Annotated in this window: 22 protein-coding genes; 13 read left to right on the top strand and 9 right to left on the bottom strand. The window is 43.3% G+C overall.

Features of this window, described 5'->3' with window-relative positions; translation table 11 throughout:
* Positions 1-89: 89 nt before the first annotated feature.
* Positions 90-1,541 (bottom strand): formate transporter FocA, encoded by a 1,452-nt coding sequence (gene focA / locus J4N43_RS19975; protein ID WP_158159351.1) that lies wholly within the window; start codon positions 1,539-1,541, stop codon positions 90-92.
* 301 nt (positions 1,542-1,842) lie between these two features.
* Here focA and J4N43_RS19970 point away from each other — a divergent pair, with 301 nt between their 5' ends.
* Positions 1,843-2,748: a LysR substrate-binding domain-containing protein gene (locus J4N43_RS19970; RefSeq protein ID WP_005376369.1), complete on the top strand. Its 906-nt coding sequence runs from the start codon at positions 1,843-1,845 to the stop codon at positions 2,746-2,748.
* Between the two features lie 228 nt (positions 2,749-2,976).
* On the top strand, positions 2,977-3,459 hold the full coding sequence (locus J4N43_RS19965; RefSeq protein WP_017634175.1) for a DUF1097 domain-containing protein: 483 nt from the start codon (positions 2,977-2,979) through the stop codon (positions 3,457-3,459).
* 153 nt (positions 3,460-3,612) lie between these two features.
* Here the strand turns inward: J4N43_RS19965 and J4N43_RS19960 are convergent, their stop codons facing one another.
* Positions 3,613-5,247 carry an ATP-dependent endonuclease gene (locus J4N43_RS19960; protein WP_047103581.1) on the bottom strand — a complete coding sequence of 545 codons (1,635 nt, stop codon included), beginning with the start codon at positions 5,245-5,247 and terminating at the stop codon, positions 3,613-3,615.
* 268 nt (positions 5,248-5,515) lie between these two features.
* Between J4N43_RS19960 and J4N43_RS19955 the strand changes: the two genes are divergently transcribed.
* From J4N43_RS19955 to J4N43_RS19945, 3 genes are all read left to right on the top strand, one after another.
* Positions 5,516-7,258, top strand: coding sequence for a bifunctional metallophosphatase/5'-nucleotidase (locus J4N43_RS19955; protein ID WP_005376363.1), 1,743 nt, complete (start codon positions 5,516-5,518; stop codon positions 7,256-7,258).
* 623 nt (positions 7,259-7,881) lie between these two features.
* On the top strand, positions 7,882-8,901 hold the full coding sequence (locus tag J4N43_RS19950; RefSeq protein WP_158159352.1) for a TerC/Alx family metal homeostasis membrane protein: 1,020 nt from the start codon (positions 7,882-7,884) through the stop codon (positions 8,899-8,901).
* Positions 8,902-9,180: 279 nt separating this feature from the next.
* Positions 9,181-9,372 (top strand): hypothetical protein, encoded by a 192-nt coding sequence (locus J4N43_RS19945; protein ID WP_005376351.1) that lies wholly within the window; start codon positions 9,181-9,183, stop codon positions 9,370-9,372.
* 185 nt (positions 9,373-9,557) lie between these two features.
* On the opposite strand, the gene J4N43_RS19940 is transcribed toward J4N43_RS19945, so the two are convergent.
* The 4 genes from J4N43_RS19940 to J4N43_RS19925 form a co-directional block, all read right to left on the bottom strand.
* A complete protein-coding gene (locus tag J4N43_RS19940) occupies positions 9,558-10,115 on the bottom strand; it encodes a PhnA domain-containing protein (RefSeq protein ID WP_005376350.1) in 558 nt (185 codons plus the stop codon).
* 289 nt (positions 10,116-10,404) lie between these two features.
* A complete protein-coding gene (locus J4N43_RS19935; protein WP_017634171.1) occupies positions 10,405-10,614 on the bottom strand; it encodes a YgdI/YgdR family lipoprotein in 210 nt (69 codons plus the stop codon).
* A gap of 136 nt (positions 10,615-10,750) precedes the next feature.
* Complete coding sequence (locus J4N43_RS19930; protein WP_062730982.1) at positions 10,751-13,159, bottom strand: VolA/Pla-1 family phospholipase; 2,409 nt, start codon at positions 13,157-13,159, stop codon at positions 10,751-10,753.
* A 20-nt stretch (positions 13,160-13,179) separates the two neighbouring features.
* Entirely contained in the window at positions 13,180-14,415 is a 1,236-nt protein-coding gene (locus J4N43_RS19925; RefSeq protein WP_005376347.1) for an outer membrane protein transport protein, read from the bottom strand.
* A 422-nt stretch (positions 14,416-14,837) separates the two neighbouring features.
* On the opposite strand from J4N43_RS19925, the gene J4N43_RS19920 reads away from it, so the two are divergent.
* The gene (locus J4N43_RS19920; RefSeq protein WP_062730981.1) at positions 14,838-15,866 is read left to right on the top strand and encodes a site-2 protease family protein; all 1,029 of its coding nucleotides are present in this window, start codon (positions 14,838-14,840) and stop codon (positions 15,864-15,866) included.
* A 74-nt stretch (positions 15,867-15,940) separates the two neighbouring features.
* On the opposite strand, the gene J4N43_RS19915 is transcribed toward J4N43_RS19920, so the two are convergent.
* Positions 15,941-16,729, bottom strand: coding sequence for a M48 family metallopeptidase (locus tag J4N43_RS19915; protein ID WP_017634168.1), 789 nt, complete (start codon positions 16,727-16,729; stop codon positions 15,941-15,943).
* 201 nt (positions 16,730-16,930) lie between these two features.
* Here J4N43_RS19915 and J4N43_RS19910 point away from each other — a divergent pair, with 201 nt between their 5' ends.
* The 5 genes from J4N43_RS19910 (at position 16,931) to cutA (ending at position 19,976) form a co-directional block, all read left to right on the top strand.
* Entirely contained in the window at positions 16,931-17,365 is a 435-nt protein-coding gene (locus J4N43_RS19910) for a hotdog fold thioesterase (RefSeq protein ID WP_005376340.1), read from the top strand.
* 6 nt (positions 17,366-17,371) lie between these two features.
* Positions 17,372-17,605, top strand: a complete 234-nt coding sequence (locus tag J4N43_RS19905) for a DUF3389 domain-containing protein (RefSeq protein WP_005386281.1) — start codon at positions 17,372-17,374, stop codon at positions 17,603-17,605.
* 79 nt (positions 17,606-17,684) lie between these two features.
* Complete coding sequence (locus J4N43_RS19900; protein WP_053349876.1) at positions 17,685-19,394, top strand: SgrR family transcriptional regulator; 1,710 nt, start codon at positions 17,685-17,687, stop codon at positions 19,392-19,394.
* Complete coding sequence (locus J4N43_RS19895; RefSeq protein ID WP_053349877.1) at positions 19,378-19,629, top strand: hypothetical protein; 252 nt, start codon at positions 19,378-19,380, stop codon at positions 19,627-19,629. The genes J4N43_RS19900 and J4N43_RS19895 overlap by 17 nt, the downstream gene beginning before the upstream one ends.
* Positions 19,630-19,643: 14 nt before the next feature.
* Complete coding sequence (gene cutA / locus J4N43_RS19890; protein WP_031780471.1) at positions 19,644-19,976, top strand: divalent-cation tolerance protein CutA; 333 nt, start codon at positions 19,644-19,646, stop codon at positions 19,974-19,976.
* Here cutA and J4N43_RS19885 read toward each other — a convergent pair.
* Positions 19,938-20,534: a DUF2238 domain-containing protein gene (locus J4N43_RS19885; RefSeq protein WP_005376330.1), complete on the bottom strand. Its 597-nt coding sequence runs from the start codon at positions 20,532-20,534 to the stop codon at positions 19,938-19,940. The two genes, cutA and J4N43_RS19885, sit on opposite strands and share 39 nt — an antisense overlap.
* Positions 20,535-20,776: 242 nt before the next feature.
* Between J4N43_RS19885 and J4N43_RS19880 the strand changes: the two genes are divergently transcribed.
* Positions 20,777-21,616, top strand: a complete 840-nt coding sequence (locus tag J4N43_RS19880) for an isopenicillin N synthase family dioxygenase (protein WP_005376329.1) — start codon at positions 20,777-20,779, stop codon at positions 21,614-21,616.
* Between the two features lie 128 nt (positions 21,617-21,744).
* Positions 21,745-22,365 carry a DNA-J related domain-containing protein gene (locus J4N43_RS19875; RefSeq protein ID WP_005376328.1) on the top strand — a complete coding sequence of 207 codons (621 nt, stop codon included), beginning with the start codon at positions 21,745-21,747 and terminating at the stop codon, positions 22,363-22,365.
* 79 nt (positions 22,366-22,444) lie between these two features.
* Here J4N43_RS19875 and J4N43_RS19870 read toward each other — a convergent pair whose 3' ends face one another.
* A complete protein-coding gene (locus J4N43_RS19870; protein ID WP_053349878.1) occupies positions 22,445-24,100 on the bottom strand; it encodes an ABC-ATPase domain-containing protein in 1,656 nt (551 codons plus the stop codon).
* Positions 24,101-24,136 lie beyond the last annotated feature (36 nt).

The raw sequence follows: 24,136 nt of genomic DNA, 5'->3' as shown, positions 1-24,136 counted from the left end.
TTTTTATTATCTTAATCACATCACTAACATCGATAAACCCGTCAGTGATAGCGATTGAAAGCCAATAAACGTTGTAAATGTTTAGCGAATTACGCTGTTTCTAACTCGCTTTTTTCCACTAGGTTTAAACGCTCACCAAAAATCGGGCGTAGTGCTTTTAATACTTCAGTACGAGTAACCACCCCGACCATCTGCCCATTTTCAAGCACAGGAAGCACTTGTGGCTTACTTACTTTGATACTTTTAGCGCGTTCTTCGAGAGACAAAGACGTCAAGCGAGTAGCAATACCCATACTGCTCGCTGGGTACAACTGCTCTTTATCGATACATAGGAATTCCACAACATCAACGAGGCGATCACCAGCGTCAATTGCGACCACATCTCGGCTCATGATGTCGACGACTTTTTGGTCTTTCACCGGAATGTAGTCCTCACACCATAGTTCTACCATCACATCGTGAGCAGAGAAGAAGCCAACTAATCGATTTTGTACGTCTACAACAGGTGCGCTAGTTACGTTGTTATCAAGTAACACATCCAGCGCGGCTGCAATTGGCGTTTCTGCACGAATGGTGATTGGTTTTGGGTTCATAATGTCTTTAACAAAAGAGGCATTTTTCATGGTGAAATCCTTAACTGACGACAGTGTTGTAGTTGTAGTGATAGAAGAAATATTCGCTGCTTTTAGTTCTGGTCGGCGAAAAATACACCAGTTTGAAAGGCCAACTAATACCGCTCCGCCGACGATGTTGCCAAGCGTGACAGGAATTAAGTTAGCGGTAATAAAGTGGCTAATGTTTAGGTCTGTGTATTGTGACGCGGGCACACCGACAGATGCCCAAAAAGATTCAGGTGCAAAATTCGCGATAACAATACCAAGTGGAACCATAAACATGTTCGCAACACAGTGCTCAAAACCGCTGCTGACAAACATTGCCACAGGCAAAATTGTCATTGCTGCTTTTGTCATTGCATTTGCAGAACTAAATGTCAGCCAAATCGCTAGGCAGACCAACAGGTTACAGAGAATACCGAGTGCAAACGCTTGAATGAGAGTGTGGTGAAGTTTGTGTTGTGCGATGTTAAGCGCATTTAATCCCCATTGACCGCCATCCATCTGATAAAGACCAGCAGCAGTAACCAGCGCAAGTAGGAACATCGCACCAATAAAGTTACCAACGTAAACTTTGCCCCAGATCGAAAGCATCTTACCGAACGAGATTTGTTTATTGGCCCAAGAAATACTGGATAGGACGGAGCTGGTAAATAATTCACCACCGCAGATCACGATGAGGATCAATCCCATGCTAAATGAGAGTCCACCAGCTAGGCGGCTCAAGCCCCAACCAGCGCCCGTACTGCCGGTGGTCACCGTGATGTAAAACAAGAATGCTAACCCGATGAACGCGCCGGCCATAATCGCGAGGCTTAATGTCATACTGCTGGTTTTGTTTGCCTTACTTAACGCAAATTTTTCCGCTTCAACCATCATCTCTTTTGGAGAAAAATACTGGTGATTTTGAGAACTGGTCACCGCCATATTGACTCCTTAATTTGTAATCGCATAAAAAATCCTTGGTTATTAACTCAAAAATGAAATTGTTGTTTTTATTAAGAGCCTCAACGACTTCGGTTTCAAAACCATTGAGGCTTGCGGTGTTCCCGAACCGCGTAATCAGAATAGGGAGAACGGTTAGTAAGGTAAAATTGATAATATTTAGAAACCTCATCAAATTAATTGATAACTTTACGGGGCCAGGTAAAATGAACTCTATTGCTTATTGGGGCATGCTTTAACAATTGTGGGGATTGGGAAATACCCACTAATAATGGAGGACACTTTGCGCTACTCACTTAAGCAATTAGCGGTTTTCGACGCAGTTGCAGATACCGGCAGTGTAAGCCAAGCCGCAGAAAAATTGGCTTTGACACAATCAGCGACGAGTATGTCGCTTGCGCAATTAGAGAAGATGCTTGGCAGGCCGTTGTTTGAGAGGCAAGGCAAGCAAATGGCGTTAACCCATTGGGGGATGTGGTTACGACCAAAAGCAAAACGCTTGCTACAAGATGCATTGCAGATTGAAATGGGCTTCTATGAGCAACATTTATTGAGTGGTGAGATTCGTATGGGAGCGAGTCAAACCCCAGCAGAGCACTTAGTTCCCGATCTTATCAGTATCATTGATAATGACTTTCCAGAAATGCGTATTTCTCTCGGTGTACAAAGTACAAAAGGGGTGATTGATGGGGTATTAGATTACAAGTATGACTTAGGGATTATTGAAGGGCGCTGTGATGATAACCGTTTACACCAAGAAGTATGGTGTCGTGATCATCTTACTGTTGTCGCAGCTTCTCATCATCCTTTTGCGCGTAATCAGTCTGTTAGCCTTGCGCAGTTAGAGCAAGCGAAGTGGGTACTAAGAGAGCATGGCTCTGGCACACGAAAAACATTTGATAGTTCCATTCACCACCTTATTGAAGATTTGGATGTGTGGCGCGAGTATGAACACGTTCCGGTGTTACGTAGTTTAGTTGCTAATGGTCAGTACCTTACTTGCTTACCGTATTTAGATGTAGAGCGATATATAGAAGCAGGTCATCTTGTGGCATTAAATGTACCTGAGTTAAAAATGGAAAGGACGCTTTCATTTATATGGCGCTCAGATATGGCAGAAAACCCATTAGTCGACTGCATTAAAAGAGAGGGACTGCGAATGATGAAAGGGAAGCCTTCAGTTCTTTAAAGGTTGATTAAACATGCCTACGAGATGAGTTGGGTTTATTCCCTAAATCTGTTGATTTATCGGTTGCGTCAAACTTTTAATGTAAATTGTGAAAATAATAATATCTTATTGTGATCAATATCACCGATAAGCTGAGCTGATGTATCTAACATGTGTCCTTGATTTCAATGTATGAAGGCAGTTATTGAACCATATAGGTACGATAATAGCCGAGCAGGTATGACTACCATGACGACACTTTTAGCTATTTCTATCACTACTGGAATTTTATCTGGCGTATGGGGTTGGATCGCCATCTCTTTAGGTTTGCTTTCTTGGGCTGGTTTTTTAGGTTGCACGAGCTACTTTGCAGCGCCAACGAGCGGATTGAAAGGACTAGGCATCAGCTTAATCACCAATATGACAGGCGTATTCTGGGCAATGGTAATTATTCACGGTTCCACTTACGTTGGGTTGGAAATTATTGGCTATGTGATTACCGCTATTGTGGCATTCTTCATGTGTATTCAAGCTAAACAGGCTTGGCTCGCGTACATCCCTGGTACTTTTATTGGTTCATGCGCAACATTTGCGGCTGATGGAAACTGGCAACTTGTTATTCCATCGTTGTTGCTAGGTGGTGTGTTTGGCTATCTAATGAAAGCGACAGGGCTATGGTTGCATACGAAATCAACCGCTACTTCATCTTCGCTTGCTGAGCAAGCACAGTAGTGAACCCCCGATCTTATTGGTATCCACTGTGTATTGAGTTTTATCCCTCCCAATACCCTTAATCAAAATTAATGATGTTTGATACAAGCACACCAAATTGGTGTGCTTTTTTTGTATTACAAGACAATACGCTGAGTGCAAAATACGCCTAACTCATGTATTGCCGTTGGCCATGGTAACAACGCGTTTAAGTGTCCAGCGCAGAAGAACAGGAATACACTCCATGCCTTTCTCTTCACAATGAGAAACAATAGCCAAAGCTAAGTCCGGTTTTGCATGTTTTTTCAAAACACGATTTACGACTTTTTTAGCAGGGATAGGGTGGTCATGAGGAACTTTGATGATGTCCTTAAAGAAAAGTTCAAAACCATTGTTGTACAGAAAGTGCTCGATGTCTCGGTCGGGTAACTCCGTAAGTCGATGCCTTTCCTGATCATGGTCGAGCTGTGCTCGCACTGCATGCGCGTACTTTTTCCCTGCTGGGTCGCCATCGGTAACGACATGCCAATCAATACCAAACTCTTTTGCTACTTTGATGAGTGATTTTAGACCTGATTGAGCAAACTCAACGATTTGAACCCCTTCGGCAGCCAAGTCATACCCGCATTGACGAGCCAGTTCATGAAAAAGCCAAACTTCGGTTTCGCCTTCAACAAGTAACCAGCACCGCGCAAATAATGCTCCTGAACGATGAAAACGAATATGGAAACCAATTCGGCGCAACTCGTCTCGACCAAACTTTGTTGAGTTTAAACTCTTAGCGATGGTTCTGTCTGATAGCCGAATTAAACGTCGAATTGAATACAGTGGAACAGAACCGAGTAACGTGCCACTGTTGGTGGTTAATATCTTTTGCATTGGCAACAATTGCAATAAGGACCACGCTCTCGCTAGATGAGTTGGATGCAGTCGACCTTCTGGATCTTCAATGATCAGTATTGGTCTCGCACAGCGCCTTAAATCGGTGGGGCCTTTAGCTTGAAGATAGGCATTGAGTAACCCCATTAAGAGCAAGCGGCTTTGTTTGTCATTGGTTTCTTTCAAGAACTGACTCAAACCTTTATCAGAGGAAGGGCTTGTATAGAAAAGACCATCACGAGGTTTGCGTGGGTTACCTTTACTGACACTTCTGAATGCAAAATAGTGTTCAACAAGCGTTTGCATTGAGTCGAGGCTACTACGAATCTCACCTTTATTCACATGGCCAGGCATAGCCAATAAGCGTCGACAGGTGTTGTTGATTCGTTTTTCAATCCGAGCATTTTTACCATCGCCGTTGACATGGTTTAAATCTGGGAAGCGTCGGGAGTCACGTAGTCGGATTACAGGATGAAGTGTCATTAACTCAATAGCGAGTTTCTCTGAGTGGTGAAGCTTTTTGGGTTTGCCGTTATGATCCAAAAACGCGTACTCTGTATTAATGCCGTGCTCATCGCGAGACGCACTAATACGGTAGTAAATGACTTGCTCACCATCTTCGTTGGTGCACCATGTAGGCTTTATGCGTCTGTAGCGTCCCGCTTTTACTTCGTTTTTATCCTGTGCTTTAAAACAAACAATGATCTGTAAGTGTTGTGTTTGTGGATGAGAAATTGAGTAGTCAACGTGAAAATCTTTCAGTTTGAATTGATACAATGAGCCATTGGCAGGTAGTGCGATGGAAAGGGCATCGAGCAATGATGATTTGCCCCACGTGTTTTCACCGATGAGCGTGGTGAGTTCGTCAAAAGAGAGTGAAAGGCGTTTGATGCCTCTAAACCCGGAGATTTCGATGCGTTCTAGTCTCATCTCAATCCTCCTTGCAATTATTTGAATTATCGAGAGTTATTTTGCTACTCCTAAGCATATATGAATTCGGAATTTTTGAGTTAAGCTCAGTTCACAAAATTACGAGAGCCTCTTACTGAATAGAGACCGTTACAAGCGAGGCTTGCTTTCAAAGCCGGGGGACAGCATCGTGATCACTTAAACATGAAATCCTAAATCGCAGTTTCATAAAATTCATGATTCTGTCATGATTCACTTCTTATTATTATAAGGAATGAAAAAAGAGAAGATGAAGATGAATAACAATCATAAGCCAGTGAGAATCAAACTGGCACACATCAATGACACACATTCCTACTTTGAACCAACGTCATTACAGTTAAAGCTTAAGATAAACAATGAACTCACGCTAGAACCCTATGTCAGTGCTGGCGGCTTTTCTCGTATCGCAACCAGAGTCGAGCAGTTAAGAGATGATGCTCAGCGCCAAGGTCATGGGATGTTGTTCCTCCATGCCGGAGATTGCTTCCAAGGCACGCTGTATTTCTCACTATTTAAAGGCAAAGCCAATGCCGACTTATTGAACGCATTAAAGATTGATGCAATGGCGTTAGGTAACCATGAATTAGATATGGGGAATGAGCCAGTTGCATTGTTTTGCCAACGTACTCAGTTCCCATTGCTTGCTGGCAACTGGGATTTATCCAATGAATCACTTAAAAAACCTCACCGTATCAGTGATTGCAAGGATGTATATAGTTACCAACCGGATACACAGAGCGCTCAATACATTGTTAAAGAATTCCATGGTGAGCGGGTCGCGATTTTCGGATTATCCATAGATAAAATGAGCGACATCGCAAACCCTGATGCAGACACGCCTTTTCACTCAGCAATTGAAACCGCCAAGGCGACCGTAAAACAAATCCATTCATCAGGTATAAAAAATATTATTCTTCTGAGCCACTTAGGTTATGAAGGTGATTTAGAGTTAGCTGAGCAAGTCGCAGGTATTGGAATAATTGTTGGTGGACACAGCCACCGGTTGCAAGGTGATTTTTCATCAATAGGGTTAGGACAAGACGATCCCTACGGTATCAAAATTAATGATACCTATGTGGTGCAAGCGGGTTTCCATGCTTTGACAATGGGGCACTGTGTCATTGAGTTTGATGAACACGGTAAAGCAACGATGTTGAGTGGACAAAATGAACTGTTGCTGGGTCGACGTATTTTTTGGGACTCGACGCTAAACCAACAGCTCGACCAAGGTGTATTCGAAACCGCGTGCGACTTCATCCATGGTCAACCGAATGTCGTGGTTTGTAAGAAACACCCGGAAACTCAAGCGATCCTGAGCGATAAATATATTCCTCAGGTCAGGCAGTTACAGTCACAAGTCATTGCTAGTGTTGACACCAAAAAGCGTCATGTGAGAATTCCCGATGAATTTGGTGAGAGTGAGTTGGCTTCCTCCGTTGCCCGATCATTTCTGCACTGTTTAAACAAACGTGGATATGACGTTCAATTTGCAATTCATAATGCGGGTGGCGTGCGAACCTCTTTGAACCCTGGCAACATTACAGTGGCAGACATTGCCGGACGGCTGTTGCCTTTTGCCGTTCCTATCGGCTTTTACGATGTAAAAGGCAGCGCTATTCGCCGTGCACTTGAAGGCGCGATAAATAATGCACTCAACAATGGCGTAGAAGGCACTGGATCTGGCAGTTATCCGTACACTTACAATTTAAACTTCGAGTACCACGCAGATGCCCCAAAAGGTGAAAGAGTTCAATCATTAGTGATTTTTGATGGTAAACAATGGGTAGGTGTTCAAGATGATGTTTGGTATCGAGGGACTTCTTCTGCCTATACGATGAAAGGGAAAGAGGGGTACGACGCATTGCAGGAGATGAAAGGAGAAGGGCGTGTGACCAGTTTGTCCATGGCTGATTGTTTTATTGAACTCCTGACCGATGAGCCAAACTGTTTGAATCAAAGTCACAAACTTTACACAAAGCGACGTCGATAATAGATATTGGTATTGATTTTGCTGCTCTCCACTTACTACATGGGTTGATGAGGATGGCAGTATGTGGAATAAAGATTGGGCAGATACGGCAGTCGTGGTTGCCTGGATCGCAATTTGGTCAACACTGGTCTACTTTGTGCCTCTAAGCGGCTTTTGAATTGCTAAGAATGTGGATGCTACAAAAGGGAGCAGTAATGCTCCTTTTTTGTATCTATCTTCCCCGTTAGGCCTCTAACCAATGAAGAGTTTGTCTTGAGCCATTTGCTGCTTTTTGTCTGTTTACTATAGTTGCGGTGGTTGAATCCATTTCTTTCTTTTTATAGTGCTTCTTGATTTTTAATAAGAATTTTATTTCGATAAGACAAGGTTTTTTTTGTTGGAAAGCCTGACGCTCGGCGTTATTATGTCGACGTTTGGGGAGTAGTTAGCGCAAGTTTACTTATCGTCATCTCGTTAAGCATCAGCTTATCCGGTAAGTAAAGGTGTTACGTGGTTCATTCACGTCAACACTTCAACGAGACCAACGCATTCATTGACTAGCAGCACATAATCGTTATGTGGCTGTTGGTTGTTATTGTCTGCGGAAGGTCACCAAACGAAGTCCTTCCGCCATGGGAGGAAATATGTCTCTTATCGAAAATACCACCCAATTGAGCCAATCGGTGCCTCTTCAAGAATCATTAGCGATGTATGGTGCTTTTGGTTTATTTACCCTTGTTCTTGTTACGCTTGATATCTATCAAACACGTGGTGGCGTTATCACGATGAAAAAAGCCATCGTTTGGAGTGTTTTTTGGTTCTTGCTTGCCTTTGTTTTTGCAGGTTCTATTTATTTATTCTGGGACTTTTACGCGCCACATAGCGCTTATACGAACGACAAAGCAACGATTTCATTCTTAACTGGTTACTTACTAGAGAAGTCGCTAAGCGTGGATAACTTGTTTGTGTTTGCCATCATCTTTGCACAATACAGTGTGCCGGAGCACTTGCGTCCGAGAGCATTGCTTTGGGGGGTGATAGGTGCGCTAGTTTTACGCGCTGTCATGATTGTGGTTGGTGCTCAGTTACTTTCACAGTATCACTGGGTATTGTACTTATTTGCTGCTTTTCTTATTTGGACGGGTGTTAAGCTAGCTCGCGACAAAGGCGAAGCAGAAGAGGTTAATCCATATCCGGAGCAGTTGATTCGAAAGGTATTGCCAGTTACAGATGACTACCAAGGAAATCGCTTAATCTTAAAGCAAGCTGGTAAGTGGGTGGCAACACCGATGCTGATCGTTGTTGGTGTCATTGCAGTAATGGACGTTATGTTTGCGTTGGATTCTATACCAGCTATATTCGCGGTAACACGAGAGCCATTTTTAGTCTTAGCCGCGAACGTATTTGCATTACTGGGTTTGCGATCGCTGTACTTTGTTCTTCAAGCAATGTTAGACAAGTTTGTATACTTAAAACCAGCATTATCAGTAATCATGATGTTTATCGGGGTAAAAATGCTATTGGTTGGAACAGAATATGAGATTCCGACAGCATGGTCTCTCACATTTTTAGTTGTTGTGATGACATCGGCAGTGGTTGCATCACTCCTAAAAAATAAAGCGAAGCGTCAAACTAGCGTTAATATTACTAATCAAAAAATATAAAGTAAGCACTAAAATCAAAAGAAATAACGAAAAATATTGTTAAATATATGTTGTTGCTTAAGGGGCGATTATGCAGGTAATGTTCAGTTATTCAATGTAATTACAGCAATTGTGATTATTTATGCCGTTATTATTCATTTGTATTTTTGAGTTTTGTAATGAGTTTGTTTTATTAGAAATTCTAATTTGAATGGGTAAAATTTGTCATTTCTTAAACAATAAGAAACTGACTAATATACAACCAACTAAACAGACTACTGCTTTTAAAGAGAGGCAATCATGGCACAAGCAATGCAAATGACAAATGTAGCTTTACCAACCTCTATGGATAAGAAAACCTACGCGGTTAACTTCAAAGGACTGATTGCTCACTTACTGGACATTCTATTTGTAGACAATACTGCGCCACGCAGTTACTACGCAGAAGACTTGTCAGCACATATTCAAAAAGACATCGGTATGTACCGTTAATATTGAAATAGTGTAAGAAATACCGGCCTATGAGCCGGTATTTTTTTATTTGTATAACATGCCTACTCAACCTACGCCTTAGAAAAGAAACACTCTAGAGGAGGTAGACATGATAGTAGATTAAGTGTTGTATAGAAAAACGGAGCACCATTGGTGCCCCGTTTTGACTTGACTGAAGTGAGATATTACTTCTTGCGGCAGTATTCTGCGATCACGTACATCGACTGACCACCATTTGCCTTACCCGAAACTAGCTTTGGATCATCGCCAAGGCTAATACCACGAATCACTGTACCTTGTTTGATTACTTGGTTAGTGCCTTTTACTGGTAGGTCTTTAATTACTGTTACATCGTCACCTTTCTTAAGTTCAGTGCCGTTACAGTCAACCGTTTTATCGTCAGCAGACATCCCTTTCATTGCCCAGTTCATTTGCTCTTCTTCCATGTACATCATGTCAAGAGCATCTTGAGCCCAGCTTTCTGTGTTTAGGCGAGTGAGTTGGCGCCATGCAGTCACTTGTACAGCAGGAACCTGGCTCCACATGCTTTCGTTTAGACAACGCCAGTGGTTAATGTCTTTTGGCTCATCGATCTCACCCAGACACTTATCACAAACCATGATGGCAGTATCAACCGTCACATTACCGTGAGGTGGGACAGCGTATGCAGTTAGTTGAGATTCAGAAGAACACAGTTCACATTTTGACTCGCAGCGCGCAAGCAGAGTAGCTTCAATAGACATAAGGACTCACCTTAGTAATGTTATTTTGTGGCGGTATTATCCACTTTATCCTGAGAAATAAAAGGGTGTTAGCGAATTAAAGACTAGATTTTACAATACTCCAACCTGATTAAGGTGAAGATGTAAAATATTCGCTAAATAAATAATACGGAAGTATAAAAGACACTATTAATTGTTTTGGCTTATGAATTAGTTGTGTCAATTTCTACAACGATTACAAGCCTAAAAGAGGTAAATGTAGAGAGAGGGTGGCTAGAACATAGCCCTCTAATTTACAGAGGGCCTGTCGTTAACGTTCGACAATCTGGACAATTTGCTCTTTTGAAATACTCATTTCTTTACCATCCATGTCTTCATATTCGTACATACCCGTTTCCTCGTTCAGGTCTGGTTTACCGTAAGAGGTAATAATTTTCCCTTCATTTGTCGACATCAGATATTGGCTACTTCCGCATGCAGAAAGAAGTAATACAGTGGCAATAACAGTCAATACGCGCATAGAGTTTTCCTTTTAAACAAGTGAGTTAGGCAAAGACATCGATTTAACTATAGCAGAGGAAATATGAGTGGGTTTGAATAGAATTGAAATGAAAAAGCCCAGTAGAAACTGGGCTTTGGTAGGAAGGATGTTGCGATTACTTCAAAACAGAAGTGTTAGTGGCACCTGTTAATGCGTCATCCATTAAGAAGTCAGTGTTTTCCATCTGCATCTCTACATGATGATCAATATCAGACAAAGTGCCATTTGGCGAAGCAAAAGTACTGTGCGATGCAGTAGCATTAAACTGTACAAAGCTCGCAGTTGCATTCACAGTAGTGTCCGTACTGTTCACAGTCTTCAACCCTAGCTTATTAGCGAGCGGTTCAGTACCCGCGAATGGTGCATTTGGAACGCTGTTTGGTACTGTGCTATCGCCATCCACTTCTGTCATAAAGAATGGTGTCGTTAGCGAACCAGATGCCACTAAATCTGAAGCGTTTGTGAACGGATCGACAGTGTCTAGTGTAGTCTGTGCTGCATAGATAAATTGTGAAAAACCTGCTTCTAGCGCTGCTACTTGAGCTTCCGTTGCCGCAGCCTCAAAAGCTTCGTAACATGTTTTATCTTCTAGATCCGCACATGATGCATCAGCGTAATTCGCATAGTCTTTTGATGCTGCATAAGCGAGGTTATGTTTGATCTGAGGGCCGTAATTGTCTGAACCCAGTAACAAATTACCAATTTGTCCACCAGAGTTCTGTACTGATGCAGAACTAAAGGTGTACAGCGCATCCGCAGAAGGGCTGCCCAGTGTATTGTTTGCTGCTGCGACGGCAGATGTAGCTACAATACCGCCAAGTGAATGACCTAGCATTTTGACTTTTGAACCCGTCATTGGGTTGAAGCCTTGCAGAGGACCTCCAGCTAAAAGACCGCCTTGAGCAGATACTACTAAGCTAGCGCGCAAACCTAACACATCCAGAACACTCTGACGTAGGTTGTCACGCGCAACGGCTAAGTTGGAAAGATTTAGATAAGCCAGTACATTCGCATTTGCGGAACGTTGTTCATCTAAGCTGCGCGTACCATGAATAGGTAAGTCAATAGCGATAACTGCCACACCTGCTTTTACCATATTGAACGCGAACGCGTACGCATTCTCTTTCGCTGAGGTGATGCCGTGTTGATAAATCACAACGTCTGTCGCGACGCCAGATTTAGGTGTGAAGACCAGTACTTCGACATCTTCAACCGATTTCACTACGGGAACAGGCGAGTAGCGAGTAATAATACGCTCACTATCAAGCTGGGTACCATCGGTAAGAGTAAGCTTAGCTCCAACAAGTTTTAGCTGCTCTGTAGGATCTGTAGCAAGCTTTGTCACATCAACAGGATCATTTGCAAAAACGCCTGTTGATAGCTGCTGAACCATGTTTGCTTGCTCGTTCGGATCCGCTAATGCTGCGCTTAGCTTCGCTAGGCTTGGCATCGCAGATACCATTGGTTGCATGTTCCAGCTTGCGCCTTTTTCCAGGTAATGAGGCAGTCTTACCACACCTTGTGTCACGCTTACATCAGCACCTGATTGCATGTAAAGGCCTTTAATTGCCGTTTTAGCTGCGTCTAGATCGCTAATGTATTTACTAAAGTCATCGTCAGAGTCTAGCGCAGTGCTAAAGTCTTGGGTTTCACCGAGCGTTATTGTGTAGGCCGTTGATAAGTCAACTGAACCTTCGTTTGAGTCATTTTTGTAAACGGTATTTAGTGTGTTTGCGCCAGTAGAAAAACCAGTAGCGGTTACTCCTTTGACTGCCGCTAACGTATCACCTACTGACTGGGTGCTGAACCATGAAGAATAAACGATGTCTGCAGGGTTTACTTTGGCAATACCAAAAATTCCTTCAACCGCCTGAGTGACTGCTTGAACAGAAGCAAGGTCGCCAGTTTCATAAACGATCTCTTTCGATTTACCAGTTGCATAGCTTGCAGATGTACCAATTGGCTCACCATTTACGTCAGTAACATCTTGTGTGACCGCAAAAATGTACTCGCTTGACTCATCAAGTGCAGCCAAGAACTGGATGTATAGAGAGTTACCTTTTGCTTGAACTACGTAGTCTTGGTTCTGAACAAGCTCTTCTTCGATTGGGTTAGATTTGCGGTCCCACTCGGTTAAGCGTTGATTAATCTTGATGACTTTAACACCAGACGACAGCATGCCCGTTGCAAAACCGTCGCCGTTGAAGTTAAGAACGATTGGCATAGACGTTGACCATCCATCCATCGTGTTCATTGAGGCTCTAGGGTTGGTTAAAGCATCATCGCCATCAGTTGGCAGACCAAGCGTACCATCGCTTGTGTCCATTAATAAGTAAGACGGTGCCGGTACATCTGCGTTCGCTCCTTGAAGCGTAAAACTGATGGATGTTTCGCGATCAAGCAATGCTTGGACTTCATCTTCAAATTGAACTTTGTCGGAAGTACCAGAGCTGGAGGTATCATCACCACAACCAGCAAGAAGGATTGCAGAACAAAGCATTGATAATTTAAACGTGTGTTTCATTGGTTTACTCCGTAATCCCATTATTTGAAGGTGTAGTTCATCTGTACCGCGCTGATGTAAGCAGTACCTTCTGAGTCAAACTTAATCTCTTCACCCAGAGCATTTGTCTCAGTGAAAGAGCCTGATTTACTCTTAACAAGTGCAAAGCCTGCATCGAAAGTTAAATTCTCACTCATTGCGTAAGTTAGGCCCGCGCTGTACCAAAAACGGTCACTGTCAGGGATACTCAATGTCGCTTCACCTGCTTGTTCGTCGTACGCAAAGCCTGCACGGAATGTCCAGTCTGTATTAAGTATGTAAGTTGCACCAATGGAGTAGCGATTGTTGTCTTCATATTTCTCAGGTTTAAAGAAACATACTCCGTCATTACATTCGTTACTGGTCGCTTTTAGTTCTTTAAATGTGCTCCAGTCGGTTTGTTGCCAGCCGTAATGTACAGCCCATTGTTCATTCAGTTGATGGAAAGCCGATAATTCGATAATTGAAGGGAGAGAGATTTTTAAACGGCCATCAACTTTTGGTGATGAAGCTCGACCAGAGTCGTAACTACTAAACTCACCGTCATCAAAATCTAGATCAACCTTAGAGCGGTAGCCAAAGCCAAAACGGTTGTTTTCATTTAGCTCAAATAAAGCGCCGACATTCCAACCCCAAGCGAAAGTTTCACCTTCCATGCCGACAAGGTTATCGGACTTATTACCACCTAAAATACCGGCGAGTGCGCCTTTGTGGCGAGTCAGCTCTGCTTCAGCGTATACGAGGTTGATACCACCACCGACACTGAAAGACTCGTTGATACGGTAAGCGACATTAGGGTTGATGTTTACTGAAAGTAGGGAAGTGTCACCCGCCATATCACCTGCGGAAATATCATTTGGATAGTCAGTAGCAACACCGTATGTTGTGAACATACCGATACCCCAAGCCCAGTTATCATTGATAGGGCTGATGTAATAACCTGCTGGCACGATCTGTAAAGGGGCGACATCTTTCGCGTGTTCATTGTTTACAGTGTCGTACACATCGACTTCAGGGTCGATGATAGATAACGCGCCCGAAAATTGAGCTTCTTTGAAAAGTGTCATTGCTGCAGGGTTACGAGCAAGGACGCTGGCATTATCTGCGACAGCCCCTTCACCTGAAAATGCTCGACCAAGACCAGATGCCGAATGTTCAGCTACCTGGAAGCCCGCTGAGTGGGCATTACACGCAAACAATATTGAAATTGTAAGCAGAGAGCAGTGCTTCTTGTTCATCCTTGACCCTCCTAGGGTGTCATAATGCTGGACCGAAGTCCTTGTAATTGTTGTGTGGTACTTACACCAATTGTTAATACGCGAAATACAACGGTGATGTAAATGTAATGTTAATTGTATGTTTAATAACTTGTCAAAGTTTGAGCGTATTTTGCGTTTTAAATATGATGCATAGGTCAAACGATGGCTTGTAAGGGCATGTATTATCGTTATATTTTTGAAGAGAATGGTACGACCAGAATTGTTTTGCGAGCTTTATAGTTAAATAACGATCAAATCAAGAGATAGCTCGCTTTGCTGTTTCTTCACTTCACAGGCATAATTCGCGCTCGCTATGTAGTTATTCAATAGACGCAATAGGAACCGCATTGGAATTACTGAATGTTGAATTTTTAGGTCGTTCGCTAAGGCTCGAAGGATCGATGGCTGGGTGGCAGCAGTTATATTGGGATAATACGTTGGTGTCTCAAATCGATGCCAGTGACAATACCGCAGAGACTTGTCTACACCAGTTTAAGCTCTCTACGGGTGAGGAAATCCTGAACTGTCATTTAGAGTGTTCTTTAACATGGCAACCGTTTGAATTGAGTTACAAGGTCACAATTAACGGTGAGCTCGTCAACGAAGGTTGTCGAAATGAAAAAGACATCGAGCGCCAAGTGCCAGAAGTTACGCCACCATCCGAAAAGCGTTTAAGTGTAATAGGCCTCGTATCTCTTGGGATGAAAGCACTTAAAAGTGCGAAAGTTATTAAAGTGGCGTTAGCGTCTGCAAGTCTCGCTGCATATTCTTGGCTATTTTCCATCGAGTTCGCGCTAGCGTTGATCGCTTGCTTGGTTTTTCATGAATATGGTCACATTAGAGCGATGAAGTATTTTGGAATGAAGACCAAAGGGATCTATTTGATTCCATTCCTAGGTGGTTTGGCGCTAAGTGACGAAAAGATAAACACGCGCTGGCAGGATGTGGTTATCTCAATCATGGGACCATTTTTCGGTTTAGTACTTAGTATAGTTTTTACTTTGCTTTATTGGATGACTGGTGAGGTGATCTTCGCTGGGCTTGCTGTGTTTAACGCCTTGCTAAACCTATTTAATCTGCTGCCTATTTTACCATTAGATGGTGGCCATGTGCTCAAAAGTATTACCTTCTCAATGAATACTTGGGTCGGGTTAGTTGGCAGTATTGCGACCGCTTTATTAGGCATTTTTATCAGTTACTATTTCGGTCTGACGTTGCTAGGGTTTTTATTGTTAATGGGAATGTTGGAAGTGGTGATGGAATGGAGAGCTCGACATCAAAGCCATTTATTGCCATTAACCCGTTATGGGCAACTATTTTCACTTGCTTGGTACTTGGTCTCTGTCGGAGGTTTTGTTTCTATCATCTGGTATTTTGCCACTCTCGGAGATAGTTTGTTAAGTTTGCCGCTACAGATATTGGGCACTTGATTAGAATCATTAAAAGCTCCCTAGGGAGCTTTTTTATTTGGCAAGCTTAAGTAGTAGACGATAGTAGCAATGAATTAGCCACATCTTGGTGCTTTCGCGTTATACGCAGGCAGCTTATTTATGGTTGCTTGTAAATCTTTAATGCGCGTACTGTGCGATGGGTGGGTTGAGAAGAATTCAGGTGGTTGAGAACCACCTGATGCAGCACTCATATTTTTCCATAAATCGACACTTTGACGTGGGTCGAAACCTGCTTTTGCCATGAATTCCAGCCCGACAATATCAGCCTCGGATTCCTGAGTACGACCGTATGGCAAGATAACACCGTATTGAACACCGACACCAAGTGCCGCCATCGTCATTTGTTGATACTGTTTGTACTCGGAAGCGCCAATGGCAACGTTTGCTAGAGACAACCCTGCATTTGCTAACTGACTTTGTGAAAGACGTTCATTACTGTGGTCAGCGAGGACGTGAGCGACTTCGTGACCAATAACTGTTGCCAACTGATCTTGGTTTTTCGCGACATCTAAAAGCCCGGTATACACGCCGATCTTCCCACCTGGTAGAGCAAACGCATTGACTTGTTCACTATCAAAAACAACGACTTCCCAGTCTTTAAATCCAGATTGAGCGGGAATGGTGTCAGTGATGTGTTTGGCAACGCATTGAACGTAGGCATTCGTTTTGCGGTCTTTGCTGATTGGGATATCTTTCTTCATTTGTTCGAAAGATTTAGCTCCAAGCGATGACATTTCCTGATCTGAAAACATCAGGATCTGGTTGCGACCCGTCGGTGATGCGCTACACGCTGTTAAACCCGCGATAGTTAAAAGAGCAGAGGCTTTCATCCATACCTTCATAACAGGCTCCATTTAATTTTTTGTTTTGAAGCAATAGTATATACCCAAATAGTAACATGATGCATGGATCAAGTTATTCATCTGCTTAATAAAGAAGGTGAGATGTTACGTCTTGAAGTTATGCCCAAGTAGCGTCTATGCTAGCTTCCTAGCACATCGTTACAACCTAACAAACCAGTTTGTGAAACTAAGAGTAAAACAATGAGTATATGGAAAAAGCCCGTAAGCATAGAGATTCTGAATGCCACGTCAAAAAATACCCTGATCGAGCACCTACAAATTAAATATACAGATTTCACTGACGACTCCCTTACAGCAACCATGCCCGTATGCAGCTTTACTCATCAACCTTTAGGAATGCTTCACGGTGGTGCATCAGTCGTGCTCGCAGAAACATTAGGCTCATTGGCTGCAAACTTCTCTGTCGATGAGGGCAGCTACTGCGTCGGTTTAGATATTAACGCGAACCATGTGCGAGCCATGCGAAGTGGTCATGTGATTGGTACGGCAAAACCGCTTCATCTGGGTATTTCAACGCAAGTGTGGCAAATCGATATCACTGATGAGCGAGGCCGTTTAGTGTGTACCAGTCGCTTGACCATCGCTGTGAAACAACACAAAACAAAGTCGGTATAAACTAAGATGGTGATTGAGTTTTCATTAGGAAAAATCATTGCAACCCAGCGTGAAATAGTGATTAAGCTCTCCGGCAGTGCAATGGTAACCTTGCAAGCGCAAACCGATGCAATTCAGTTGCTGGGTAGAGGAGCGAACGTTGTTTTATCTCATGGAGCAGAGTGCAAATGGTCTATCAAGCTGGACAACGAGGTACAACTGGCTGAACTTTCGCGAGAAATTGGTATCGATATTCAATAATTTATAGTGTGATGTTTGCACTTTTTGGAAAAAATGAGGAAACTTAGCTTATCGACAACAAGATAAGAATTTCCTCTTTATGAGTAGCCCTCGTTTACGTGTTCAGTTCGAAACACTGTTTGAAAAATTTTCCGGTCACGATACGGACGTTCAGCTCGAAGACATCACGGAAGCGTTGTTTTGTACACGTCGTAATGCTCGTATTGTTCTAAATAAACTTGAAGAAGAGGGCTGGATTGAGTGGCATCCGGCAGCGGGTCGAGGAAAACTTTCGAAACTCGTTTTTAAACGTAATCGAAGCGACGTCAGCGAAAACCTCGCCAGGCGTTATCTCGATGAAGGGAAAATCGGTCAGGCTCTAGATGCGCTTGATAACGATGCGGCACGATTGACGCAGGTTATCCAAGGTTATTTAGGGCTTCAGCATCGACAGGGCGAGCAGGTCGTGCGTTTGCCTTATTATCGACCATTGTCGATGTTAAACCCGCAGAAACCGATGCGGCGTTCTGAACAGCACATCGCCAGACAAATTTTTAGCGGACTCACTCGCCTTGATGAAAATGAACAACTTCAACCAGATTTAGCCCACACGTGGGAAGCAATTTCTGATACACATTGGCGTTTTTATCTTCGTCGTGGAGTACGCTTTCATAACGGTGAACCGTTAACAACCAGTTGTGTTCTTGAAAGTGTGCTTGCGTTAAATAGCTTGAACTTGTTTTCTCACATAAAGCGGGTGTCTTCACCACAAGAGTGGACCGTTGATATTGAGCTCGTCCGTCCTGATCGCTACCTTCCTCTGGCTCTGAGTGAGTCGCAAGCAAAAATTTTGCTACCGAGTGCTTTGCGTTCTGAAAGCTTCGATAGACAACCGATAGGGACAGGGCCGTTCCAAGTTAAAATGAATGATGATAAGCGTCTTATTTTGACTGCTTTTGATGGCTACTTTGGTTTTCGCCCTTTACTTGACCAAGTGGAGGTGTGGGTAATCGATGAAGCCTATTCCTCAATGGTTTATCCAAGCCTGTCAAAACCGAAGATGGATAAACAAGGTTCATCCGATGAAGTCGAGCTGGACCCTGGCTGTACATTCCTATTACTAAACAAAAACACCGGGATTGCAAAAGATCCACGTTGGGCAGAGTTCCTCTCGCAAACCCTCAACAGTCACCAGATTTACGCGCATGTTCCACAAGATAAAGTGATGGAACTGGGAGTATTGCAAGCGTTTGGCCTTAAGCCCGGTTGGATTGATCTTAGGCCAGCAGAAGCGGGCAGCGTACCACAGGTTAATAAGGTAATTTCCGTAGCGTATCAGAAAAAGCATCCGATGTTTCCAGTAGTTGCCAAGGCCATCAAGACACTCTTAAAACCGCACGGTATAGAGGTTGAGTTTATTCGTTATGATGCTCAACCGCCCGCACCGGAGGAGGTGGATATATGGGTGAAAGCTATGGGCATTGCAACGAACCGAAATGACGCGTTAGCGGGCTGGCTTCTGGATTACAGTGATATTGAGAAGTTCAGTTCAGGTTACGATTTTAGTGAATGGGCTAAACTTGTCGATCAATGGCGTGCTGGGATGCATACAGACTTTCCTGCGCGTGAGCTAGGACGACAGTTAGTAAAAAGCTGTCAGGTGATTCCTATGTTTCACTGTTGGCTAGGCGTGAATAAAGACCACAGCGGTGCGTTACAAAATGCAAAGTGTAATGCCTTAGGTTGGTTTGATTTTAATAATGTATGGGTCAAACCGGATATAGAAAGTAACCATGGCGAAACCGAATAAGAAGCAGCCGACGAAAACCGTCGATATCTATTGCTCAAAGTGTAAAACTCAACTATTTAAGTACCGTAAAGGCGGAAAAGGCGCACTGGTCAAGTGCTTCAAAGAGCGCATTGTTGACGATTTCACACAAACCCCATGCATCTGTCCCAGTTGCGGGCAAGAATTTGCAAGAGATACCCTAGTGAGAGGAACGCCTGCTTACAAAATGATTGGCGGCAAAGTGACAATGAAATAATGAAGGGCTAGAAAATGAGTATAAAACATGACTACTGCATGGTGTTAAGCACAACCAGCAACGAAAAAAATCGAGATCAGATCATTAAAGGTTTGCTAGATGCCCAATTAGCCGCGTGTATTCAAACGATGCCTATTGAAAGTCACTATGTGTGGAAAGGGGAGATTTGTACTGACAACGAATGGTTGCTGGTGATCAAAACTCGTCGAGAACTTTATGAATTGGTGGAAGAGAAAATAGAAAACCTGCACGAATACGAGGTCGCTCAAATCGTACAGGTTCCAATTGTTGATGGGTTTAACCCTTATTTAGAATGGTTGAGAGAATCGACGTTGAGCCGACATTAAGAATAACGACAACACTGCACCAACGGTATCGCACAACATATCTTTCTGGGCGTCCCATATGTCACCTTGCGAGCCCAGAAAGGCAATTCCCTCATCGCCACCAGCCAACTCCGCATACCACCATTCGATAATCTCATAGCCAGCAGCAAGTGACATGATAGCAAACAAAGCAAACCAGCAAGAGAACGCTTTGTTGAACCGTTTTTTGTTTATCAAGTATTCAGCGATCGGATATGCGTAAAGGCCAATTGAAAAGTGCGCAACGCGATCAAAATTATTTCGCTCTGAACCAATCATGTCGTTAAACCAGTCAAACGGCACTTCGGAGAACGTATATTTCGCACCGATAGTGTGCAAACAGAGCCAGATGAACATTAAAAAGTAAGCCGTATTACTGAACTGATAGCGAATCGAAATCGCCCAAATAGCAACAAGAATACCAATCGCCGGGATAATCTCCGCAAACCAAACTGCACGTGAGTTAGGTTCCAACGCAGAAAATAAAAACACGATGGCATAAAAAATCGTTAATCCTAAGAGTGTCGAGGTGCTTTTCATAGAGTTATTTGATCCTTCAATTTATCTTACAGTGGGAATCCATAGATTGTGTTAATGATTGCACTTAATTGAACGGTGTGCAATTGATATTTTAATGGGTTTTTTGATCACTGAAAATGTTGATTTATTGGCAAACTGCTCAACATTAAAACGTTTGCGCGTGCACTTTTCATTAAAGTTTGATTTACAACATGCCCATCCATAGAATCCATGATTCAGTCTAATAAAAAAGAAGTAAAGCCATGAAACTGGAAACTGTCGATTATCTTGCTGACGATGCTGCTCAACAGTTCGTTACCTCTCTACGAGAAACGGGGTTTGGTGTGTTGAAAAACCACCCGATTCCACAAGAGCTTGTAGAGTCAATTTACAAAAACTGGCATGAGTTTTTCTGTTCAGATCAAAAGAATGATTTTCACTTTAACGTAGACACCCAAGATGGCTACTTCCCACCTTCTGTGTCTGAAGTGGCGAAAGGGCACAAAGTGAAAGACATCAAAGAGTACTTTCATGTTTACCCTTGGGGGCAGATCCCAGAGCAGCTTAAAGCTGAAATCTTAGAGTACTACGAGCGTGCCAATGCATTTGCTCAAGAGCTATTAGGTTGGGTTGAAGCGTACGCACCTAAGGACGTTCAAGAGAAGTTCTCTATCGCGTTGTCAGAAATGATCAATAACAGTGACAAAACATTACTACGCGTGCTTCACTACCCACCGATGACAGGCGAAGAAGAGCCAGGCGCTATTCGTGCTGCTGCGCATGAAGACATTAACCTGTTAACGGTTTTGCCTGCTGCTAATGAACCTGGACTGCAAGTAAAGAGTAAAGAGGGTGATTGGATCGATGTACCATGTGACTTCGGGAACTTAATCATCAACATTGGTGATATGCTTCAAGAAGCGTCAGGTGGTTATTTCCCTTCAACGACTCACCGTGTAATCAACCCTACGGGTGGCCGTCAAGAAAAGTCACGTATCTCATTACCGTTGTTCCTGCATCCAAAGCCGGAAGTGGTGTTATCTGAGCGCTACACTGCACATAGCTACCTTATGGAACGTTTACGTGAGCTAGGGGTTATTTAACCTTTACGTGATCTCCTTACAAAGGCCGATGGTGAATGACTATCGGCCTTTTTGCATTTATGCTACAAAGTGGAAACTATGTTTTTTGTGCCGTGAATGGGGCCCTAAACTCGTGTCAGAGAGGATGAATGGAAGGACAACGTACTGTCAATAGTATTGAGCCTCATGCAATAGAAAATCCGCTGCTTTGGCCAATGTTAGAAATTCTGAGAAAACAGCCCTCTAATTGGAAAGTGCACACCTTGGCAAGCTCGTTGGGTGAACAAGGTTATATTTCAAAGCTGGACGACTCTCCCGATAAGGATTTATTCAAAAGAAACTTCCTGATCATGAATGCATTATATCAACTGCAAGACACTCTGTATCCGGATAGCTGGCTTCAAGTCGAAGCCATGGATATTCAGCTCATGTCTTCGATGGAAGCTTTGAGGCATAAGATCGATATTCATGATCCTTTGCGTGAGTATTATTTAGATTGGCGCAATTACGAAGCGGACGAAGATGAAGTGCGTCGACTGTTGAATGAATTTTGGACAACTTATCAAAAGTTCATCGGTGGTTCGTCAGTAGCCAGCGTAGATAAGACAAAGGCACTGTCACTATTTGAACTTAACACTGACGCTACGCCTGCGGAAATTAGAAAACAATGGCGAAAACTCGCGCTTCGTTGGCATCCTGATCGAGAAAATGGCGATGCAGAAAGATTTAGAGTTCTTTGTGAAGCGTGGAATGTACTGAGAAACGAATGATTCGCTAAGAATAAAGATAAAGGAAGGCAGCTAACTATAGCTGCCTTTTGATTGAACTGTCTCTGTCAGCGTATCAAAACTAGCATGATGACTTAAACTGAGATTTTCGCATGCGGTTGAGGGCTGCCATAACGTCTAGTGTGCGTGGTTTGGCTAAGTCGCCTTGTTTAGGAAGAGCGGCATGCCACTCACCAGACAGCATTTCTTCAATCTCCTTCGCCGGATGATTACACCAACCTGGAAGTTGAGCAATTTGGAACCATAACCAGCCAATTGTGTTGACTTCATCGGCTGACTCTATCTGTTCCAAAGCGCTAAGATCAGTAAACTCTTTACCAAATCGAAGTGACTCTTTGCCTTTCGCATTCACACGGAACTTGCCGTCAGTCAGAATATTCATCAACGCAACGCGGTTCAGTGCTCGAGGTGGGAAGGTCTGTAAACGTTCTTCTGACTCGTTATGGCGTTGAGTAGGGTGCTGAGCGATAACTTCTTTCGCTTTTTCAGTCACATCAACGGCTTGGTAGTCGTGCATTTGAATGACGGTATCGGCAACGTCTAAGTAGTCGCCCGACCCACCCATAACGATAATGGTAGAGATATCAAGATCATCTCGTAATTGACCAATGCGGTCGACGAGAGGAGTAATTGGCTCATCACCTTTTGCCACCAATGCCTGCATACGCTCATCTCTAATCATGAAGTTGGTAGCAGAAGTATCTTCATCAATCAATAATGTGCTTGCACCCGCTTCAATAGACTCTTGAAGCCAAGCGGCTTGCGACGTTGAGCCTGATGCGTCTTGAGTAGAAAAGTCCGCCGTATCTTTACCCATCGGTAAATGGTTGATGTAGTTCGACAGGTTCAAGTGGTGTACGCATCGGCCATCTTCGGCACGAATCTTCATAGCCTTGTTATCGGCAACAATGTATTCGCGGCCATCTCCTGGAATATGATCGTAAATTGAACGCTCTATTGCATTTAATAAGGTAGATTTACCGTGGAAGCCGCCACCTACGATCAGTGTGATACCTTTTGGAATTCCTAATCCTGTGACATGGCCCTTGTTTGGCGCATGTAAAGTGACTTGTAGAGATTCAGGGGCTTTAAACTCAACGGCTTCTTTCATTGGAAGGTCGCAATTACCTGCAATTCGAGGAAGAATACTGCCGTTTGCGACAAACGCGACTAAGTTATTGGCCTCTAACTGTTCTCGCAGGGCATCTTGGTCTTCAACAACTTGGCAGTGCTTAATTAAAGCGGCTTTGTCGAGTTCACGCTCTAAAGTTGCTCGACGGATAAACTTAGGCAGGTGGAAAGTCAGTATGTTGTTGGCTTTTTTCCCCAATACTGAACGACCTTCAGCCGGTAAGTTAACTCGAAAACGCAGTTCAATACCTTCTTCAGTAAACAACACCGCGGTGCTATCCAGTACAGTTTGGCCTGTCAGTGAAATTGATACTGAGTTTTCTTGTTTAGCAAACTGTTCAAAACTACGCGCAATAAAATCACGTGCACCTCTTTGAAATGCAGGAGACTCGTCTCTTAGCCACTCAAGACCAGTCAAAGACCATGCGCGAGTCGCACGAAAACGTGACGCCGATGCATAAGGGTCACCCTGTACATGATCGACAAACAAAGTGAAATCAGTGAAGTCGTATTGACCTTTGATTTGCTGATAAGCTCGGTAGTTCTGCTTTTCAATTTTCTTAAGCGTGGCAGTCAACTGATCCATGAAGATATTGGCCTTTTAATAGAAGCGGGCGGCGAT

The organism is Vibrio sp. SCSIO 43009, assembly GCF_023716525.1.
Classification (GTDB): domain Bacteria; phylum Pseudomonadota; class Gammaproteobacteria; order Enterobacterales; family Vibrionaceae; genus Vibrio; species Vibrio alginolyticus.
Note: the sequence above shows the minus strand (reverse complement) of the source record. Positions and strands in the feature narration are given on the sequence as shown.

Coding starts and splice junctions, on each gene's coding strand:
- J4N43_RS19935 (WP_017634171.1), bottom strand. CDS start 10,614: ATGCGCGTATTGACTGTTATTGCCACTGTATTACTTCTTTCTGCATGC.
- cutA (WP_031780471.1), top strand. CDS start 19,644: ATGAGTATAAAACATGACTACTGCATGGTGTTAAGCACAACCAGCAAC.
- focA (WP_158159351.1), bottom strand. CDS start 1,541: ATGGCGGTGACCAGTTCTCAAAATCACCAGTATTTTTCTCCAAAAGAG.
- J4N43_RS19955 (WP_005376363.1), top strand. CDS start 5,516: ATGAAGATGAATAACAATCATAAGCCAGTGAGAATCAAACTGGCACAC.
- J4N43_RS19945 (WP_005376351.1), top strand. CDS start 9,181: ATGGCACAAGCAATGCAAATGACAAATGTAGCTTTACCAACCTCTATG.
- J4N43_RS19905 (WP_005386281.1), top strand. CDS start 17,372: ATGGTGATTGAGTTTTCATTAGGAAAAATCATTGCAACCCAGCGTGAA.
- J4N43_RS19870 (WP_053349878.1), bottom strand. CDS start 24,100: ATGGATCAGTTGACTGCCACGCTTAAGAAAATTGAAAAGCAGAACTAC.
- J4N43_RS19880 (WP_005376329.1), top strand. CDS start 20,777: ATGAAACTGGAAACTGTCGATTATCTTGCTGACGATGCTGCTCAACAG.
- J4N43_RS19940 (WP_005376350.1), bottom strand. CDS start 10,115: ATGTCTATTGAAGCTACTCTGCTTGCGCGCTGCGAGTCAAAATGTGAA.
- J4N43_RS19960 (WP_047103581.1), bottom strand. CDS start 5,247: ATGAGACTAGAACGCATCGAAATCTCCGGGTTTAGAGGCATCAAACGC.
- J4N43_RS19925 (WP_005376347.1), bottom strand. CDS start 14,415: ATGAACAAGAAGCACTGCTCTCTGCTTACAATTTCAATATTGTTTGCG.
- J4N43_RS19915 (WP_017634168.1), bottom strand. CDS start 16,729: ATGAAGGTATGGATGAAAGCCTCTGCTCTTTTAACTATCGCGGGTTTA.
- J4N43_RS19900 (WP_053349876.1), top strand. CDS start 17,685: ATGAGTAGCCCTCGTTTACGTGTTCAGTTCGAAACACTGTTTGAAAAA.
- J4N43_RS19950 (WP_158159352.1), top strand. CDS start 7,882: ATGTCTCTTATCGAAAATACCACCCAATTGAGCCAATCGGTGCCTCTT.
- J4N43_RS19965 (WP_017634175.1), top strand. CDS start 2,977: ATGACGACACTTTTAGCTATTTCTATCACTACTGGAATTTTATCTGGC.
- J4N43_RS19875 (WP_005376328.1), top strand. CDS start 21,745: ATGGAAGGACAACGTACTGTCAATAGTATTGAGCCTCATGCAATAGAA.
- J4N43_RS19895 (WP_053349877.1), top strand. CDS start 19,378: ATGGCGAAACCGAATAAGAAGCAGCCGACGAAAACCGTCGATATCTAT.
- J4N43_RS19930 (WP_062730982.1), bottom strand. CDS start 13,159: ATGAAACACACGTTTAAATTATCAATGCTTTGTTCTGCAATCCTTCTT.
- J4N43_RS19885 (WP_005376330.1), bottom strand. CDS start 20,534: ATGAAAAGCACCTCGACACTCTTAGGATTAACGATTTTTTATGCCATC.
- J4N43_RS19920 (WP_062730981.1), top strand. CDS start 14,838: ATGGCTGGGTGGCAGCAGTTATATTGGGATAATACGTTGGTGTCTCAA.
- J4N43_RS19910 (WP_005376340.1), top strand. CDS start 16,931: ATGAGTATATGGAAAAAGCCCGTAAGCATAGAGATTCTGAATGCCACG.